Source organism: Paenibacillus agaridevorans (assembly GCF_018604145.1).
Taxonomy (GTDB): domain Bacteria; phylum Bacillota; class Bacilli; order Paenibacillales; family Paenibacillaceae; genus Pristimantibacillus; species Pristimantibacillus agaridevorans.
Window position 1 is genome coordinate 8,727,412 of record NZ_CP075889.1, and the last position, 17,549, is coordinate 8,744,960.

A 17,549-nucleotide genomic window follows, 5' to 3' on the forward strand; every position below is an offset into this window, starting at 1 on the left:
GGAAGATAGAGAACGAACGATAGGGAGAAGGAGGCGGAAAACATGAACGACGGTAATCGGACGCGCGAGCCGGAGCTTCCGGGTATCGCAGTCTCGGAAAGTTGGCCCGCGCCGGCTTGGGCGCTGCAGGAGAGGGCGATTCTCGAGAAGCTGAACAAGGCCGCGACGGAATATGCAGCTCGTTACACTCTGGCTGACGGCACGCTGATCTGGCGGGAAGAATGGCCGGGCATGGACGGCTCCGACGACCCGTACGAAGCGTTTATGAATTTGTCTTTGCTGTATGCGCTGGGGGGAAACGAGGAGGTCGGGCGGCTGTCCCGGCTTATGTGGGAAACGATTACGTGGCAGTGGACGCAATACGGGCAAATTCATCGCGAGTTCGACGCCTATTACGACTGGATGCATCATGGGGAAGGGTATTTGTATTTTTATTTCCTTGGGTTCTCCGATCCGCAATCTCTCAAGCTGAAGCAAAGAGCGGTTCGCTTTGCCCGGATGTACACCGGGGATGATCCGGAGGCGCCGAATTACGATCGCGAGAAACGGCTGATGCGCTCCCCTATTACGGGAAGCCGGGGGCCAAGGTTCGAGATGACGGCGGAGGATTGGGTGACGCATCGGGAGATTTTGGACGATTATCTGGCCCCGTTCGAGGATATCCCCGGCGTCGACTTTGCCAGCGGAAAGTGCCGTTGGTCGGACGATGAAATCTACGGGCATATCATCCGTTTGATGAACGAGCGTCAGGCCAAGGGCGACGTGCCGCTTAATCTTAACGCGACGGGACTGCTGGCGCATACTTACATGTTGACCGGCGACGAAACGCTGCGCCAGCAGGTGCAGGATTATTTGAGTGCCTGGGAAGAGCGGACGGAGCGCAACGGCGGCCTGATTCCCGACAATATCGGCTTGTCCGGTGCAATCGGCGAATACAACGACGGCAAATGGTGGGGCGGTTATTACGGCTGGCGTTGGCCGCATGGCTACGCGACGATCATCGAGCCGGTCTTTAACGCATGCGCCAACGCGCTGCTGCTAACCGGGGACCGGAAATGGCTGAAGCTGGCGCGGGCCGTCATAGACAAGCAGTGGAGTCTCGGACGGTGGCGGGACGGCGTTTGGGAGGCGCCCCATCGCCATTGCGATGAGGGATGGACGGATTGGCGTCCGTTTAACGCGCTGCATCCGGTTCATCTGTGGTATTTGTCCAGGGAGCAGGAGGATCTGGAGCGCGTCCAACGCATCCCGATTCCGGAAGCATTGAGGCGGATCGATCTGCCGTCGAATTCCGGGAGAAATCCGGTGACCGGCAAGGAAACGAAACATTTTATCGGAAATACGATCCCTTGGTTTTTGTTTACGCAAGGCGAATACGAGGGATATCCGGAGTTGATTCTGGATGCCGCCCAAACGTTGATCGACCGGCAGTTGGACAAAATGCGTTCGTCCGCCGGCGACCCGTTAAGCTGGAACTGGGAAAATCCGCTCAGCATCCATGCTTGGCAGGAGTATTGTCCGCTCTACTTCGAAGGGCTGCTGCAGCTTATGCTGGGCGCGCCCATGCATATTTCCCATGGCGGCTTGCAGCATGCCAGCGTCCGTTATTATGACGGGGAAAAGTGCCGGCCCGGCCTGCCGGAAGGCGTAGCGGCGTTGGTCGACAGGCTGGAAGGTTCGACTCTCGATGTGACGCTCATCAATACGGATGCCTCCGCCGCCCGGGAAACCGTTATCCAGGCGGGCTCCTTCGGCGAGCATCAGTTTACCGAAGCGGTTGCGTTTAATTGCGACGGGCAGGAGGTCGGGGCCTTGACGCTGCAAGATAGATGGCTTCGCGTCGCGCTCAGTCCCGGCAGCGGATTAAAGCTGCGTCTGACGATGGAGAGGTACGTTAATCGGCCGAGCTACGCGACGCCTTGGTTCGATCCTGCGGTTGATGTCCGTCCGATTATGCCCAGATCGGGAGATTAGCGAAAGGAGAGAAAGACGAATGCTGGAAATTCGCGCTTATACGGAAGTGCTGCTGACCCATCCGATGGTGGCGGCGGGGCCTGTCCCGAGCGCCCAGGATCCGGACGGGGTGTATCCCTATGAGAGTTATGCGGAAACAAGCCGCCGCCCCGTCCTGAAGTCGTATCGATTCGTAACTTTGGAGAACGATCGCCTCAAGGCGACCATTTGTCCGGACCTCGGCGGCAAAGTGTACTCCCTGATTCATTCCGCGTCGGGCAAGGAGACGCTTTACGCCATTCCCGCGGTTCGGCCCGTGCGTATATTGCCCCGGCAATTTTTTATTGGCGGAGGGATCGAGGTCAGCTTTCCGATCTCCCATACACCCGTGCAAATCGTGCCCGTCCTTTACCGGACGATGGAGACGGAGGATCGGATATTCGTCTGGTGCGGAGAGCGGGAAACCCGGTTCGGCATGCATTGGACCGTGGAGTATTCGCTCGGCCGGAACGACGATTTCCTGACGCAGCGCACCCGATTCTATAATCCGACATCCGAAGCGCATCCCTGGATGTCTTGGTCCAATGCGGGAGTGCCTGCCCGCGCGGATAGCGAATTCCAGTTTCCGAACGGGCCCGTACTTGCTCACGGCGATCGGATGGAGACGCTGGATTGGGCGAAGGACGGGCCAAAAAGGCAGCGTGACATTGATCGGATGACCGGCTATTTCTGGCGGGAGCCGGACTGCCAGGCATTTGGCGTATACACGCCAAGCTTAGGGAGCGGTCTGTACCACGCCGCCGATCGTCGGTCGATGCCCGGCATCAAGCTCTGGTCGGATGGCGTCGGCAAGCACGAGGCGTGGGTTTCCCAATATTCGCTGGACGGGGAACAATGTCTGGAAATTCAGGCCGGACCCATTATGGATCAATCGATCAAGCAGGAACTGGCTCCGGGCGAGTCGCATCATCATGTCGAGTTCTGGATTCCGACGGATCGGCGGCTTGATATTTATCAACTGGCGGTTCCCGAGGTTGAGCTGCCGGAAGTCGACCAAATTCCGTTGTTCGGCTTTGCTCGCGTCGAGGAAACGGAAATATGGGAGCGGGTGGCGGCGGCATGGCGCGCAAACAGGCCCGAGCTTCTGCCGCCGCCGCCCGGGATTGACGACAACCGTTGGGCCATCTCCGGTTATGAGGAACTGGAGGCGGCGCTTCGATTTGCGGCGGCAAGTCGGCCCGACCAGGAGAGCGCTTGGCGAATGCAGCTAGGCGCATGGTATGCGGGCAAAGACCGGATTGACGAGGCGCTTGCGGAGCTTTCGGCATCGGGGGAGGATCGGGCATGGGCCCTTGCCGCCCGGTTGTATCGGCGCAATAAGGGAGATCATGCGAAGGCTGCCGAGTGTTATCGGTCAATCCGTTCGCAAGCGTTCGCCTTGCATCCCCAAGTGACCTATGAGCGTGATTTGGCGTTATCCGGGCTCGGTCCGCAAACGTTGGCCGAGAGGGAGTATTGGCTGACGCGGACAAGCGCCCTGCAGGATGAATGGCTAGCGGAGCGGCGTGCCGCATGGCTTGCGGATTCGGGAAGGTTCGCCGAAGCAAAACGGTTGCTTGCGGGGACGGCATTTCAACTGATCCACCAGCGTTACGCCCGCACGAAGCTGTGGCGCCGGATTATGGAGGGGCTTGGCGAGCAGGAGCGCGAAGCGCCTGCTTTTCTGGGCGAAGACGATTTGTTCGAATTCGGCGCATATAGGGAATACGGGGAGGATTAAGTCATGTATACGGATACGCATGTGCATCTGTGGAAGCTGGACAGAGGGGACTATCACTGGCTCAAGCCGGAGAATGCGACGTTGTACCGGGATTTCTCGCCCGATATGCTGCGGCCGCTTCTCGAAGCGAACCGAGTGGATGAGGTCATCCTTGTCCAGGCCGCCGCAACGCTGGCCGAAACCGAATATATGCTTGAGCTGGCCGAGCGTTATGATTTTATCGCCGGCGTGATCAGCGGACTGAATCCGCTTGACGACGGATTTCAATCCGATTACGAACGGGTAAAGGGGCGCGGGAAGCTGCTCGGATTCCGATGGAACGGTACTTTTTTTCATGCGGCATCGGCCGACGCGCCTGTTAAGCCGGGCCTTCTGGCAGCCATGCGGCTGCTGGAGGTGGACGGTTACGTGGCGGAGATTCTCGTTCAGCCCGGCGATTTGCCGTATTTAACGGCGTATGCATCGCTTGCTCCGGAGCTGGCCATCGTCCTTAACCATCTGGGTGGACCGGGCAAGGCGGCCGTGCAGGAAGGGGAGATGGAGCCTTGGCTGGGGCAAATATCCGAAATAGCCGCGTTTCCGAACGTAAGCTGCAAAATATCGGGAACGATCACGTTGGCCGAAGGCTTTCACCCGGAGAAGCTGACGAAACACGCGGCGCATTTGTTCGAGACTTTCGGTTCGAAGCGGCTGCTGTTCGGAAGCGATTGGCCCGTTGCGCTGCTTGGCGGGAGCTACGAGGAGGTCGTCCGGTTGTTCGAGCGGCTGCTGCCGGACGGGCTCGCGGAGGAGGAGCGGGACGCCGTGCGATTCCGTAACGCGCAGAGGATATACAAGCTGGACTGAGGGGAGGGAGCAAAATGAAGCGATGGATGTTCCGTGCATTGTGGAAGGATGAGCAGACGCGCGGAGAAGCGTGGGCGCAAGTTCATGCTTCGGCGCTGGACGCGCATCTGAAAAGCCGGAAAGTGTCCGTCTGCCACTGGTTTGCCGGGGCGGGCGGACTTTATATTTATGCCGAGACGGAAGAGGCTGAGGAGCCGTCCGTCATTCCTCGCGATATGGCCTTGCAATTTCTGCAGATGTGGCCCGGCTATCCGGAGTCGAAGCCGGCTGCGCTGATGATGGACGTATTTCATGATGGAGAACCCGCAAGCATGGACAGTTGGCGCGGCAGCCGGAAGGTAGAGCGCCGCGTCGGTTCGCTGGCGCGGTTAAAGCCGGAGATGTACAGCAGCTATGTCTATTATCACTATCAGATGCAGGAGGAGCGCCCCTCCGGATTTAACCAGACGTACAGGATCGGGGCGCACGAAAATATGCTGTTCTCCTACTTCGAGCTTCCGGCTTCCCTGGAATATCCGAAGCGGGAAGCGCGCCTAAAGACGAATCATACCCCGCAAGATTGGCATGCCGTCATGTTGCCGCACTTTATTCCGTGGGAAGCAGAGGACGAAGAGGCAGAGCCTGCGTTGTGGCGCGAATTGCAATTGATCTACCAATACGAGCGTTTGGATTGACCGCATTTGCCCGAAAAAAGATGATTGTCATCCTCGGAGCAACGGTCTATAATGTGGATATGAAGCGTTAACTTCGAAACTGACCATAATATGGTGCCTAAACTTCGGGAAAAGGGATAGATAGGATGGAGACGATTCGCAATCAAATTCGCAAAATGTTCGACGGCTTGACGGCAGGACAGAGGAAAGTCGCAAAGTTCCTGCTGGAGGACCCGTGCCGGATCGCGACCCTGTCTGCCAAGGAAGTAGGCGCCCGCACCGACACGAGCGAGACGACCGTGATCCGCTTTAGCGTCGAGGTTGGCTATACCGGCTACGGCATGCTTCAGAAGGAGATTCAGAACGCGCTGGTGCAAGAGCGCAAAAACGCCAATCCGTTCGGCAGTTTGGGCGAGGCGGCCGCCGGCGAGCCGGAAGACCCGGCGGCCTACATCGCATATCGCAGGAGTCTTAATGCGGCGAACGTGGAGCGGACGCTGACGGAGATAAGTCCTGCGGCGCTGGAGCAAGCCGTCGAACGCATCCGCTCGGCCTCGCACATTGCGGTCATCGGCTTGCGGGCTTCGTTTGCCCCGGCTCATTGGCTCACGTACTCGCTAAATATTCTTCGCGGCAATGTCGTCCTCTATCACGGCGGCATGGAGGACGGTAACGCCTTGCTGTCCAGGGTGCAGCCCGGCTGGCTTGTGATAGCGCTTTCATTTCCCCGGTATATGCGGGAAACGCATGAGTTCGCGAAAGAGGCCAAGCGGCGCTCCGCCCAAATCTTGGCGATCACCGACCGCGAATTGTCTCCGCTGGGGTTGATGGCGGATCAACTGCTGAAGGTAGAGGTCGAGCCGCCGGTTACGCTGCAGGGGATGCCGGCCGTCTTCTCGCTGCTGAACACGCTGACCGGCTTTTTGACCGTGCGCGACCGCGAGCGGGTGCAGCAGCGGCTTGCGCAGGAGCAGGCAATCGGGGAGCGCTCGTTTTATTTTGTAAATCCGTTGGATAACGATTGATGGTTCGGGCCCGGCACAAGGCCGGCGCCCGCGATTGGAGGAATGGATCATGGAGCGGTTGGCGTATCGCTCGGTAACGGATTTCGACGAACTGCGGCAGCTGTCGGAGCTTCAAGGCACCGCATGGCCGATGGACATGTTTACTTCCGCCGTCCAGATGAAGGCGGCCGTGCAGCATGGCGGATCGGTTATAGCCGCTTACGAAGGAGAGAGAGCCGCCGGTTTCTGCTACGGCTTCGCGGCATACGACGGCAAGGAGCCTTATTTGCATTCGCACATGATGGTTGTACATCCCGATTACCGCGATCAAGGGGCGGGGACACGGCTCAAGCAGGAGCAGCGGCTGTGGGCGATCGAACGCGGTTATTCCGCGATTACGTGGACCTACGATCCGTTCCAGCTTCGCAATGGTTATCTGAACTTGTGCAAGCTCGGAGGAACAGTGGGCGTCTACATGCCGGCCGTATACGGCGTCGATCAGGCAGGCGACCCGAGCGATCGTTTCCTCATCCGATGGGAGCTGGAGTCCCCTCGGGCATGCGCGGCTGTTCGGGGCGAGCCTGCATCGGATCCGCGTTGGCCGGATTATGCCAAGCTGATCGAAAAGGCGGGGAAACCGGGCAACAGACTGCCGGCGTGGGATTCCGTCCATGGAGGTTATTTGCTGGCCGTGCCTCGGGACGCCGCGGAGATCAAGAAGCGCAGCCCGGAGACGATCGTCGCATGGAAGCGGCAGCTGCGCGAGCTGTGCCAAGAGGCGTTTGGCCGCGGCTACCGCATCGTCGGCCTGCTTCCCGGAGATGCGGAAGTCGACTACTACGTGCTGGAAGGAGAGACTTAGACGTTGAACGCTTCCGAATGGACCGAACGTATTAAGCGTTGGATGGCCGACCATGCCGGGGAAATCGAGCGGATGTATGCGGAATTGCATGAGCTGGCGGAAATCGGCTGGCAGGAGTATCGTACAACCGCCTACATTTGCGAGCGATTAGGCGAGATCGGCATGGAAGTCCGGACGTTCGCCGGGCATACCGGAGCCATCGGCGTCTGGAGCGGTCCGGTCGGCGGCCGCAGCGTCGCGCTGCGCGCCGATATGGACGCGCTCTGGCAGCCGGTGGGCGGACAGTGGCGAGCCAATCACTCATGCGGTCACGATGCGCATATGACGATGGTATACTCCGCCGTCCGTTGTCTGAAGGAAATCGGATATACGGTGCCGGCCGGAGAGATTATGGCGGTGTTTCAGCCGGCCGAGGAACCGGCGGAGGGGGCGAAGGCGCTGCTGCGGTCGTGCCAGCTGGACACCGTGGACTGCATGCTCGGCATCCATCTGCGGCCGCAAAAAGAGCTGGCAAACGGGCAGGCTTCGGCCGGGATTTACCACGGCGGCGTCGCGAACGTGCACGGTCGGATTCGCGGCCGGCAGGCCCATGCGGCCCGGCCCGAAGACGGCATCAACGCCCTTGAGACGCTCGCCGCGATCGTGACGGCCGTCCGAGCCATCCGTGCGGACCAGGAGGCCGGCGGCTCTTGCAAGGTAACGATGGCAAAAGTGCCAAACGAAAGCGTCAACGTCATTCCGGATGAGGCGGAGTTCTCGGTCGATATCCGCGCCACGTCGTCCGAAGAGCTGGAGCGGCTAATGGAGCGCGTCCGGCAGATCGCGGCGGAGATCGGAGCGGCCGACGGGGCCGAGGTAACGATCGACGGGGCGATCAAGGCTGCGCCCGCTACTCCGAATGCCGAAATGGAGCGCATTGTCGGCGAAGCCATCGTCGAGACGTTAGGCGAGAAGGGTCTGGCCGCTCCCGTCGTCACGCCGGGGGCGGAGGATTTTCATTTTTACACCATGGAACGCAAGTCGCTCCAGGCGACGATGATTGGACTCGGCTGCGGATTAGCGCCGGGGCTGCATCATCCGGAGATGAGCTTTGATCATGGAGCGATGCGCAAGGGCGCGGCGATTATGGCCATGTCCGCGATTAAGATATTGGAGGAGAGACGGCAGCGATGAAGATCAGGAGCGTCACGTTAAGACATATGAGCATGCCTTTGCTGAACCCGTTTACGACCAGCTTCGGCACTTTAAAGGATCGGGAGTTTATAGCCGTGGAGGTGACGGATGCGGAAGGAAGATCCGGCTGGGGAGAATCGGTCGCCTTCGTCGAACCTTCTTATAATGAAGAAACGCTCAAGGGCAACTGGCATCTTCTGGAGAAGTTTCTGATTCCTTTGGTAAGCGCGGCGGAGATCGGGCATCCGACCGAGTTGGCGGAGAGGTTTGCTCCCATCCGCGGCAACCGGATGGCCAAGGCGGCGCTCGAGACCGCTTGCTGGGATCTGTATGCCAAGCGGCAAGGTCTGCCGCTTGCGACGGCCATCGGCGCGACAAAGACCTCGATCGAGGTCGGGGTCAGCATCAGCATTATGGCCACGCTGGACCAACTGCTGGAGACGATCGAGCATCGGCTCCAAGCCGGCTACAAGCGGATGAAGATCAAGATCAAGCCGGGTTGGGATGTCGATATCGTCGACGGCGTGCGTCGGAAGTATCCCGATATTGCGCTGATGGTGGACGCCAACTCGGCCTATACGCTTGCCGATGTGGATCATCTGCGGCGTTTGGACGATTACAATCTGATGATGATCGAACAACCGCTGGCGCATGACGATCTTGTCGACCATCGCGAGCTGCAGCGGCAGATGCGTACGCCGATCTGTCTGGACGAGAGCATCCATTCGGCCGACGACGCGCGCAAAGCGATCGAACTGGGCAGTTGCCGGATTATTAATATCAAGACAGGCCGAGTCGGAGGGCTGACCGAAGCTATCAAGCTGCATGACCTGTGCGAGGAGCGGCAAATTCCGGTATGGTGCGGCGGCATGTTCGAATCGGGCATCGGCCGGGCGCATAATATCGCGCTGTCGGCGCTAAGCAACTTCACTTTGCCCGGAGATACGGCAGCTTCGTCGAATTATTGGGAAGAGGATATCGTCGATCCTGCCGTAATCATGCGTGAAGGGCGGATCGAAGTGCCGCAAGGCCCGGGCATCGGCTATAACGTCAATCTGGAGCGTCTTGCCAAATATACGCTTCATCGGGAAGTCTTCAAGTAAAGCCAACATACCATTCGAGGGGGCGAACGGCATGTTTTCCAAAGGCGATCATAAGACAGACCTCATTAAATCGTTTATTATTTTTGCGACATTGACCGTTATCGTAATCGGCGCTTTCGGATTTTATTTGTTTTCCAATTCTCAGGCTTTGGTGGCCAAGGAGGTATCACGCGACAGCCTGTACCGGCTTCAGCATGTTCGCGATTATTTGGAGACGACCGTGCTCAAGCGCTACGAGGAGCTGTTCCAGGATAAAGTGGTCTCCACCGCTTTCCAGAAATACGACGGGTTGGGCTTGCTGCTGGACGAATCGAACGGCAGTCTGGGTTACCGGTTTCTTGTTCTGCACAATGACATTCAAAATGCCAAGCTGGCGCAAGAGGGATTGTCCAATATTACCGTGCATTTTCTGAAAACGGGTTATACCGTCGATTCCCGGTATATTTACGAGAAACCCGGAAATTCCAAGGATGCCGGGTTTCTCGGCGAACTGAGCCGATTCCCGCTAAATCGCTGGACGATACGCGACGGCGGCGAGGGCGAACGGGTGATGACCTACTTGCAGTCGCTGCCTTACGGATCCTCGCACGACAATGCCAAGGGATATCTGTATATGGACGTTAGTCTCGATTACGTGACCGGGCTGCTTGGCGGGATGTTGAGCTCCGAAGAGGAACGTTTCTATATCGTCGATGAGGACGGCAAGACGCTGCTGACGAACTCGGGACAGGCGGTGACCGGATTTGACGGCTCAAATGAGCTGGCGGGGACGGCCGCTTCGGTGACCGTGAGGGAAGAAGCGGGCCGAACAACGGTATGGGCGCATTCTCCCGCCAGCCTGTCCAGGTTCGGCTGGGGGTTTTACGTAGCTCGGCCGCTGGATTCGCTGCTGATCGAATCGAAGAAGCTGCAGCATAATTTGTTTGTCGCCTCCATAGTAGCCGCCGTCGCCGGTCTGGCGATTTCGCTGCTTATGTCCAGGCGAGTATACGTGCCGCTTAAAAAAATGATGAGCAGTCTTCAGACGCTTCATCGCAGTCTGGAGAAGACGCGGCTGCTGAAGCTGGTTCATGGAGATACGGAGGAGGCCGGATCGTATTCGTTTGCGGAACGGTCGCAGTTTGCCGTGGCGTATATCCGGCTGCGCTCCGGAGAGCTGGACCTCGGGATGCTCGACCATCAGTTCCACAACAAACCGTTCCACTGGGACGCTTTGGCTGTCTCTCGGGAGGAGTTGGTTGTGTTGTTCGTGCTGGAGCCGGATGAACCGGACACGGACGCGACAGTCAAGGAGACGCTGCGATCGCTGCAAGAGGAGTTATGCGGCGTCTGCCGGTTCTCCGCCGGGTACGGGCGAACGACGGATAGGCTCGCCCTTGTTTCCGAATCGTTTAGCGAGGCGAAGCACGCGGCCAGATACGAGTTTCTGTTCGGACCTTCCGCCGTTGTCGGCTTTCACGAGGTCGAGGCTCGCCGCAATGCGCTGGAGGATATGAACTTCGAACGCTTCGAGAAGGGGATTCACGCACAAGATATGCAAGCGGTTTCAACATATTTGGAAGAGTTCGAACGTACTTTGATCGACGGAGGCTGCGGCATCGAGACGGCGGAATGGGCGTTGATGCAGCTTAGCGTGTGCATGCGCCGCATGGCGCTTCATTATCGGTTGTCCGATCGGCTGGAAATTCCCGATATGTCCCGGACGCTTAAAGAAGGCACGCTGGGAGAAGGGCTGGAGAGGATCAAGGTCGACGTGAGGCAGATCATCGCCTGGCTGAGCAGCGACGCTCCTCACGCTCATGCCGAGACGATCAACGTCATTCAGCGTTATATTCATGAGCATTTGCATGAAGATATTTCGTTGGATGGGGTGGCCGAGCTGGTATCTTTCTCTCCTTCCTACATCTCCAAGCTGTTTGCCGAAGTGCTGCATATGCCGTTTATCGAGTATTTGAGCCGCGCTCGTCTGGAGCTTGCGGCGGAGTTGCTGAGGGACGGCCAAGAATCGGTGACCCGGATCGCCGAACGGGCCGGGTACAGCAACGTCCAATATTTTTGCACGAAGTTTAAGGCAAAATACGAAGTGACGCCCAACCAATACCGCAAGCTTGCGCGGGCGGCCTCGGTTCAGACCGAGGTCGTCTAACAACCCATATCAGGATGATTTGGCGGCTTTCCGGGAGGAAAGCCGCTTTTATGCTTCAAATTATACAAAATGACATGAATCTGAACTGGATTCGATAGGGGGTTCGCTTCTAAAATGAGGGCAGGCCATACGAAATGCGGCAACAAAATTTACAGAAATGGAGACTTGCTCTATGGCATCCTTGACAAGGAACAGGAAGCTGACGGCTGAAAGCAGATGGAAGCGCTACAAAAAGCATAAGTACCTGTTTATTTTGCTGCTCCCGGCTTTGATCTGGTATTCGGTTTTTCAATATGCTCCTCTGTATGGCGTGCAACTGGCGTTTAAGGATTTTCGCGTATTGGAAGGGATAAACGGAAGCCCCTGGGTAGGATTTAAGCACTTCGAGGTTATGTTTACCTCGACCAGCCAGTTTTGGAGAGTATTTCGCAATACCGTAGTCATCAGTCTGTATCACATCATATTCGGATTTCCCGCTGCTATCGTTCTGGCGCTCATTTTTAACGAGATCAGGGGAAAAGTGTTTAAAAGGGTTACGCAGTCGATCAGCTATTTGCCGCATTTTCTCTCATGGGTCATTCTTGCGGGTCTGTTCGGCACGATTCTGTCGCCAAGCACGGGGATCGTCAACTACATTCTTACGATGCTCGGGCTCGATACGATCTACTTTCTGGGAGATCCCGACTACTTCAGATTCACCTTGGTGACCACGAGTATTTGGAAAGAGGTCGGCTGGGGTACGATTATCTATTTGGCTGCGTTGGCGTCGATCAATCCGAATCTGTACGAAGCGGCAAGCATCGACGGAGCCGGCCGCTGGAAGCAAACGCTGCATATTACGCTGCCCTCCATTTTACCTGTCATCTGCATCATGTTTATTTTTCAGATCAGCGGCATTTTGGACGCGGGCTTCGACCAGATATTGAATCTGTATCATCCAGCCGTATATGAAGTTGCGGATATTCTGGATACGTACGTGTTCAGGGTCGGTCTGTCTCAAATGCAGTACAGTTTGACGACGGCAGTCGGCTTGTTTAAAAACGTGATCGCTCTCCTCCTGGTTTTGGGAACCGATTACTTCATTAAAAAAGCGGGCCAGGAAGGGCTTTTCTAAGGAGGCGATACGATGTTTTCACGCATGACGATCGGCGAAAAATGGTTTCAAGTGTTCGCGGTAATGTTTATTGCCGGATTAAGCGTTCTGTTTGTGTATCCCTTCATCCATGTGCTGTCGATCTCGCTCAGCACGCCGTCGGAAGCGATTCGGCCGGGACTCCATTTGTTTCCTCAGGAATTTTCCTTGGAGGCATATCGGAAAGCGGTTTCATCTACGCAAATCTGGTACGGCTTCCGCAATACGATATTCCGGACGGTTGTCGGCACGGTGCTATCGGTTGTCGTGATGGTCATGGCCGCATATCCTTTGTCCAAAAAATATTTGCCGGATCGCCGTTTCTACACGTTGTTTATCGTGATGACGATGTTTTTCAGCGGCGGCCTTATTCCGTCCTATATGCTGATCAAAAGTCTGGGACTGTACGATTCCATGCTCGTCTACATTATCCCTAGCCTATTCGTTACATTCTCGCTTCTGATCTTGCGCAACTTCTTTATCGGCATCCCCCAGGAGCTGGAGGATTCGGCCCGGATGGACGGAGCCAACGATATTCGCATTCTGTTCTCCGTCGTGCTGCCGCTGTCGGCGCCGATCATCGCGACGATTACGCTGTGGTCCGCGGTCCGCTACTGGAACGAATGGTTTCAGGCGCTGATCTACATTCAGGACCAAACCAAAATCGTGCTGCAGATCTATCTGCGCAGACTGGTCGTGGAAAATCAGGACATGGAGCTGAGAATGCTGATGTCCCAGCAGCCGGGACAGGAAACCGTGACGCCGGAGACGGTCAAAGCCGCCGTGCTTATGATCATTACGGGGCCGATTATCATTGTTTATCCGTTCCTGCAAAAGTATTTCGTTAAGGGAGTCATGATCGGTTCCTTAAAGGAGTAGCAAGGCAAATGCAAGTACCGGAAAAATTTGCTAAAATGCTTATTCAAGAAGAACCGGACTTTTTGAATGAGTTCTGCCAGCAATTTTTCATAGATGAGGATTTATAAAAAGGGAGGAAACAGGTGTGAAAAAGAACGTTAAATGGAAAGTTCTAACGGCAGTGCTTGCTGTCATTATGCTGCTCTCGGCGTGTACGGGAGGGGGCAATAACAAACCTTCTACCAGTGGCGAGACTTCCGCTCCGTCGGGAACGGCCTCGTCCGCTCCAACCGCGCAGGCAGAGGAGCCGATCAATCTGCTTTGGCTGAGCTTTGATCCGCCAGAAGGCGACGAGACGCCGGTTCAGAAGTTTTTGGAAGAACGTTTTAACGTAAAAATAGAGAACATGCGCGTAGACCGTACCAGCTGGACGGAGCATCTGAACATTCGTCTTGCAACGGGAGAGGTTCCCGATCTGTTCTTCTTGTGGTCGCAAGGGGAAATACTGGATTACTCCAATCAGGGTCTGCTGGCCGAGCTGCCGATCGATATCATCAGGGAGAAGATGCCTAAATACGCGGCTTCCGTCGACGAGATGGATCCTAGCATCTGGGACCTGGCTGTCGTAGACGGCAAGAACTTCGCGATTCCGCTCTACTGGCTGGAAGGGCTTACGCCGTTCATGCCTGCTTACAACGGCGATTGGCTTAAGGCGGCCGGCTTCGACAAAGCGCCGGAAACGCTGGAGGAATTCGAGAAAGTGGTCTATTACTTCGCGAAAAACGATCCCGACAAAAACGGCAAAGCGGATACGATAGGTTATTCAGGCAGCGGCAAGGACTCTCTCGCAACGCTGGCGTTCAACTCCGTCTACTCGGCATACGGAACAAGTCCCGGCGCCTGGTTAAAAGCCGAAGACGGCAGCCTGGTCAATGCGATGGTAACCGAGCGTACTCGCGAAGCGCTTAAAGTGCTGAATAAGTGGTACAAGGACGGCGTTATCGACAAGGAGTTCCTGACGACGGATTACGCCAAAACCAGGCAGGATCTGGCCAACAGAAGATCCGGCATTATCGACAGAGGCATGTGGAACAGCTATTCGATCGCCATCGGACCGGAATTCAAGGGACAAAATCCGGATACGGAGCTGGTTGTAGGCAAGCCGCTGGTCGGTCCTTACGGAGACAACGCCGGCTTCTCATGGGGAGTCAAAAACAACTTCGTCGGCATGGGCGCGCAGGTAGCGAAGGATCCAAAGAAAATGGATAAACTGTTCGAAATTTTGGAAGCGATGGTTTCGGATGAAGAGGTTTATAAAATGACGTACTTTGGCGTTGAGGGAGAGCACTATGACCTGGTGGACGGCGTTCCGACGCCCAAGGAACAGTACGTAAACGTGACGGAGCGCGGAGCGAAGGTCGGAGCAAGCAGCTATTACAACATCTTCGGCACCAAGTCCAGCTACATGTCGCAATTCGATCTGTCGAAGGAGCAGGCCGCATTTAAGAAACAGACGACGGAAGGGGTTCCGGCATTCAGCAGCCTGCTTACGTTTATCGTTCCGGAAACGTCCCAATACCCGGACTTGAACCGGATTCGCGACGAACACCTGATCAAGTTTATTATCGGCGAGATTAATCTGGATCAAGGCTTCGACGATTTCGTGAAGCTGTGGAATTCGTCCGGAGGAGAGGCTCTGACCAAGGCGGTCAACGATCGTTACGCCGCATTGCAGCAATGAATATATTAAATGAGACGGGCTGCGCCGCCGATATGCAGCTCCGCGAGGAGATCGCGGAGCGCTGCCGGCAGCAGCTAAAGAAGCTTGCGAACGCGAGAAGTCGGGCCGCGAGCCAGGAAGAATGGGAGGGCTTGCGCCGACCGTTGCTGGATACGATCAGAGCCGCGTTCCCCTCCTTTATGTACGACAGGGAGCCGATCGCTTCGCGGGTAGTAAGCCGTCATCACTTTGGCGACTATCGGGTGGAGAACGTCATCTTTGAGTCCTATCCGGGCTGGGAGGTCAACGGAACGGTATATCTGCCCGCGCAGCCGGGCCCTTATCCGGGCGTCGTCTGCCCGACGGGGCACAGCTGCAAGACGGGCGAAAGCTATCAGATTTCCGCGCAGATTTTCGCGCGCAACGGCTACGCGGCTATCTCTTTCGACCCGCCGGGAGTGGCCGGAGAGATCGGCCATCTAAACAATCATTTTACCAACGGGCTGATCGGCTACCTGACGGGCATCTGGAGCAACACGCATTTTGTTCTGGATGCGATCCGCTGCATCGATTATTTGGAAACCCGCGACGATATCGATTTCAGCTCGGGCGGCGTGGCGATGACAGGCGTATCCGGCGGCGGCGCGACAACGATCTACGCTTCGCTGCTCGACGAGCGCGTCCGTTTTCTGGCGCCGGTCTGTTGTCTAAACGAGCATGAATCCTTGCATTTGACGGACTGGTATACGAGCTGTCCTGAGCAGTTAGGTACGGGACTGATCGCGCACGGCATCGATTTTACGGATTTGATCGCGCTTCAAGCGCCGAAGCCGTGCCTGATCGTCGGCGGCCGGGAAGATGATCTGTTCGACTACCGCAACACCCAGCGTTTGTATCACGACGCGGCGGACATCTATCGACTGTATGGCCGAGAGAGCGAACTGGGATTGTTCCTGGACGATTGCGGCCACGCTTATTCGGTCAACATGGCTAACGTTGTGGTGAGCTGGATGAACCGCGTGTTCAAGCCGGAGACTCCGCCGCTCGCTCTGAGCCGCGAGGATCTGATGGTCCAGGAGCCCGGGCTGCTGCATTGTCATCCGTCCAATGAGGTCAACATGTATACGATCAACAGGGACGAGGGCAGGCGGCTTTTGGGCAGCCGTGCCGTGCCGCAAGGAGAAGCCGGCCAGGCGTACCTAAGGGAGCGGCTGCGGCTAACGTTAGGGCTGGAGGAGTCGGACTTCCCTCGGGAGGCCGACGCGGCAGCTTGGAGCTTGCGGGCCAGAGTGCAGGAGCAGAAGCCCGCCGGCGCTTACCAGTTCCGCGCCGTCAGCCTGCGAACGACGCCGGTGAGCGAGGTGCCGGGCCTGTTTATGCGAAGGACCAGACCGACTGGCGTCGGCCCGAAGGCGGATGCGTCCGGCCGGCTGCCGGCTGTGCTGATGATCGACGAGGGGGGCAAGTGGGACGGCTTCCGCAGCTTCGGCCCTCTGACGGCGCTAGGAGAATCGCTGGTGTACAGCATTGACGTCAGCGGCTTCGGGGAGCTTGCGCCCCGCCCGGCCTGGCATGATGTAGCCCCCTGGTGCGACATCGAGCGGACGCTGACGTATCTCTCCGTCGCAGCAAGCCGATCGATCATGGGCCTGCGGGTGCGGGATGCCCTGCACGCTTGGCATTACATGCGCTCGCTGCCGGAAGTCGACCCGAATCGACTCGTTCTTGCGGGCAAGGGGCTCGGAGCGACGGTGGCGCTGCTGACATCCATGCTTATCGGCCCATTCCACAAGCTGGTACTATGGGACTCGTTGCTAAACTATCAGGCGCTGACCGAGGAATTTCCGTTTGCCTGGAAACAAAGCGTCGTCGTGCCGGATATTTTGCGGCACTTTGACCTGCAGGACCTGCTGCGGAACGCTCCTTGCGTTGACAAGACGGTTATCAACCCGCTTAACGCTGCCCGGGAGTTTGTAGACCTGGCGCATGCGAGCGCGCTATATTCGGAGGATGTGCGGATTTGCTCCGGCCTGGAGGAGAGCAAGGCCAGAGATGCTTTTGTTCAAGCGATACTGGCTGAGTAGCAATTGATCACATCCCAATAAGAGACCTTCCTAAGTTCAATAGAACTTTTGGGAGGTCTCTTATTATTTGTGATGGATCTCGGTGCTGAAAACTGAACTTTTTGAACACGCGCATATGTAGTACTTACATTTATATGCGGGGTTGGTCATAAAACAGCCCAAGTTCACGTTTGACATACTTGAAGAAAAACGACATGTTGAATCCAAATCCCCGGCCCCATAGACTTGGGAGCAA

The 17,549-nt window shown here is 56.9% G+C and carries 13 protein-coding genes; all 13 read left to right on the plus strand.

The window, feature by feature from the left end; genetic code table 11:
* Positions 1-42 precede the first annotated feature (42 nt).
* The 13 genes from KJW29_RS34725 to KJW29_RS34785 all read left to right on the plus strand — a co-directional run bounded on the left by KJW29_RS34725 (position 43) and on the right by KJW29_RS34785 (position 17,314).
* Positions 43-1,974, plus strand: a complete 1,932-nt coding sequence (locus KJW29_RS34725) for a DUF8034 domain-containing protein (protein ID WP_214628071.1) — start codon at positions 43-45, stop codon at positions 1,972-1,974.
* Positions 1,975-1,993: 19 nt separating this feature from the next.
* Entirely contained in the window at positions 1,994-3,733 is a 1,740-nt protein-coding gene (locus tag KJW29_RS34730; protein WP_214628072.1) for a DUF5107 domain-containing protein, read from the plus strand.
* 3 nt (positions 3,734-3,736) lie between these two features.
* The gene (locus KJW29_RS34735) at positions 3,737-4,579 is read left to right on the plus strand and encodes an amidohydrolase family protein (RefSeq protein ID WP_214628073.1); all 843 of its coding nucleotides are present in this window, start codon (positions 3,737-3,739) and stop codon (positions 4,577-4,579) included.
* Between the two features lie 14 nt (positions 4,580-4,593).
* A complete protein-coding gene (locus KJW29_RS34740; RefSeq protein ID WP_214628074.1) occupies positions 4,594-5,253 on the plus strand; it encodes an L-rhamnose mutarotase in 660 nt (219 codons plus the stop codon).
* A gap of 125 nt (positions 5,254-5,378) precedes the next feature.
* On the plus strand, positions 5,379-6,257 hold the full coding sequence (locus KJW29_RS34745; protein ID WP_214628075.1) for a MurR/RpiR family transcriptional regulator: 879 nt from the start codon (positions 5,379-5,381) through the stop codon (positions 6,255-6,257).
* A 49-nt stretch (positions 6,258-6,306) separates the two neighbouring features.
* Positions 6,307-7,098 carry a GNAT family N-acetyltransferase gene (locus KJW29_RS34750; protein ID WP_214628076.1) on the plus strand — a complete coding sequence of 264 codons (792 nt, stop codon included), beginning with the start codon at positions 6,307-6,309 and terminating at the stop codon, positions 7,096-7,098.
* Positions 7,099-7,101: 3 nt separating this feature from the next.
* A complete protein-coding gene (locus KJW29_RS34755; RefSeq protein WP_214628077.1) occupies positions 7,102-8,271 on the plus strand; it encodes an amidohydrolase in 1,170 nt (389 codons plus the stop codon).
* Entirely contained in the window at positions 8,268-9,374 is a 1,107-nt protein-coding gene (gene menC, locus KJW29_RS34760; protein WP_214628078.1) for an o-succinylbenzoate synthase, read from the plus strand. Before KJW29_RS34755 ends, menC begins: the two co-directional genes overlap by 4 nt.
* 31 nt (positions 9,375-9,405) lie before the next feature.
* Positions 9,406-11,520 (plus strand): helix-turn-helix domain-containing protein, encoded by a 2,115-nt coding sequence (locus KJW29_RS34765; protein WP_214628079.1) that lies wholly within the window; start codon positions 9,406-9,408, stop codon positions 11,518-11,520.
* 172 nt (positions 11,521-11,692) lie between these two features.
* Positions 11,693-12,634, plus strand: coding sequence for an ABC transporter permease (locus KJW29_RS34770; RefSeq protein WP_214628080.1), 942 nt, complete (start codon positions 11,693-11,695; stop codon positions 12,632-12,634).
* A gap of 12 nt (positions 12,635-12,646) precedes the next feature.
* Positions 12,647-13,531, plus strand: coding sequence for a carbohydrate ABC transporter permease (locus tag KJW29_RS34775; protein WP_087569616.1), 885 nt, complete (start codon positions 12,647-12,649; stop codon positions 13,529-13,531).
* Between the two features lie 124 nt (positions 13,532-13,655).
* A complete protein-coding gene (locus tag KJW29_RS34780; RefSeq protein ID WP_214628081.1) occupies positions 13,656-15,251 on the plus strand; it encodes an extracellular solute-binding protein in 1,596 nt (531 codons plus the stop codon).
* Complete coding sequence (locus tag KJW29_RS34785; protein WP_214628082.1) at positions 15,248-17,314, plus strand: alpha/beta hydrolase; 2,067 nt, start codon at positions 15,248-15,250, stop codon at positions 17,312-17,314. Before KJW29_RS34780 ends, KJW29_RS34785 begins: the two co-directional genes overlap by 4 nt.
* Positions 17,315-17,549 lie beyond the last annotated feature (235 nt).

What these genes read in the sequence shown, in the direction of transcription:
- KJW29_RS34770 (WP_214628080.1), top strand. Translation starts at nt 11,693, where the DNA reads ATGGCATCCTTGACAAGGAACAGGAAGCTGACGGCTGAAAGCAGATGG.
- KJW29_RS34745 (WP_214628075.1), top strand. Translation starts at nt 5,379, where the DNA reads ATGGAGACGATTCGCAATCAAATTCGCAAAATGTTCGACGGCTTGACG.
- KJW29_RS34750 (WP_214628076.1), top strand. Translation starts at nt 6,307, where the DNA reads ATGGAGCGGTTGGCGTATCGCTCGGTAACGGATTTCGACGAACTGCGG.
- KJW29_RS34730 (WP_214628072.1), top strand. Translation starts at nt 1,994, where the DNA reads ATGCTGGAAATTCGCGCTTATACGGAAGTGCTGCTGACCCATCCGATG.
- KJW29_RS34765 (WP_214628079.1), top strand. Translation starts at nt 9,406, where the DNA reads ATGTTTTCCAAAGGCGATCATAAGACAGACCTCATTAAATCGTTTATT.
- KJW29_RS34725 (WP_214628071.1), top strand. Translation starts at nt 43, where the DNA reads ATGAACGACGGTAATCGGACGCGCGAGCCGGAGCTTCCGGGTATCGCA.
- KJW29_RS34735 (WP_214628073.1), top strand. Translation starts at nt 3,737, where the DNA reads ATGTATACGGATACGCATGTGCATCTGTGGAAGCTGGACAGAGGGGAC.
- KJW29_RS34775 (WP_087569616.1), top strand. Translation starts at nt 12,647, where the DNA reads ATGTTTTCACGCATGACGATCGGCGAAAAATGGTTTCAAGTGTTCGCG.
- menC (WP_214628078.1), top strand. Translation starts at nt 8,268, where the DNA reads ATGAAGATCAGGAGCGTCACGTTAAGACATATGAGCATGCCTTTGCTG.
- KJW29_RS34740 (WP_214628074.1), top strand. Translation starts at nt 4,594, where the DNA reads ATGAAGCGATGGATGTTCCGTGCATTGTGGAAGGATGAGCAGACGCGC.
- KJW29_RS34785 (WP_214628082.1), top strand. Translation starts at nt 15,248, where the DNA reads ATGAATATATTAAATGAGACGGGCTGCGCCGCCGATATGCAGCTCCGC.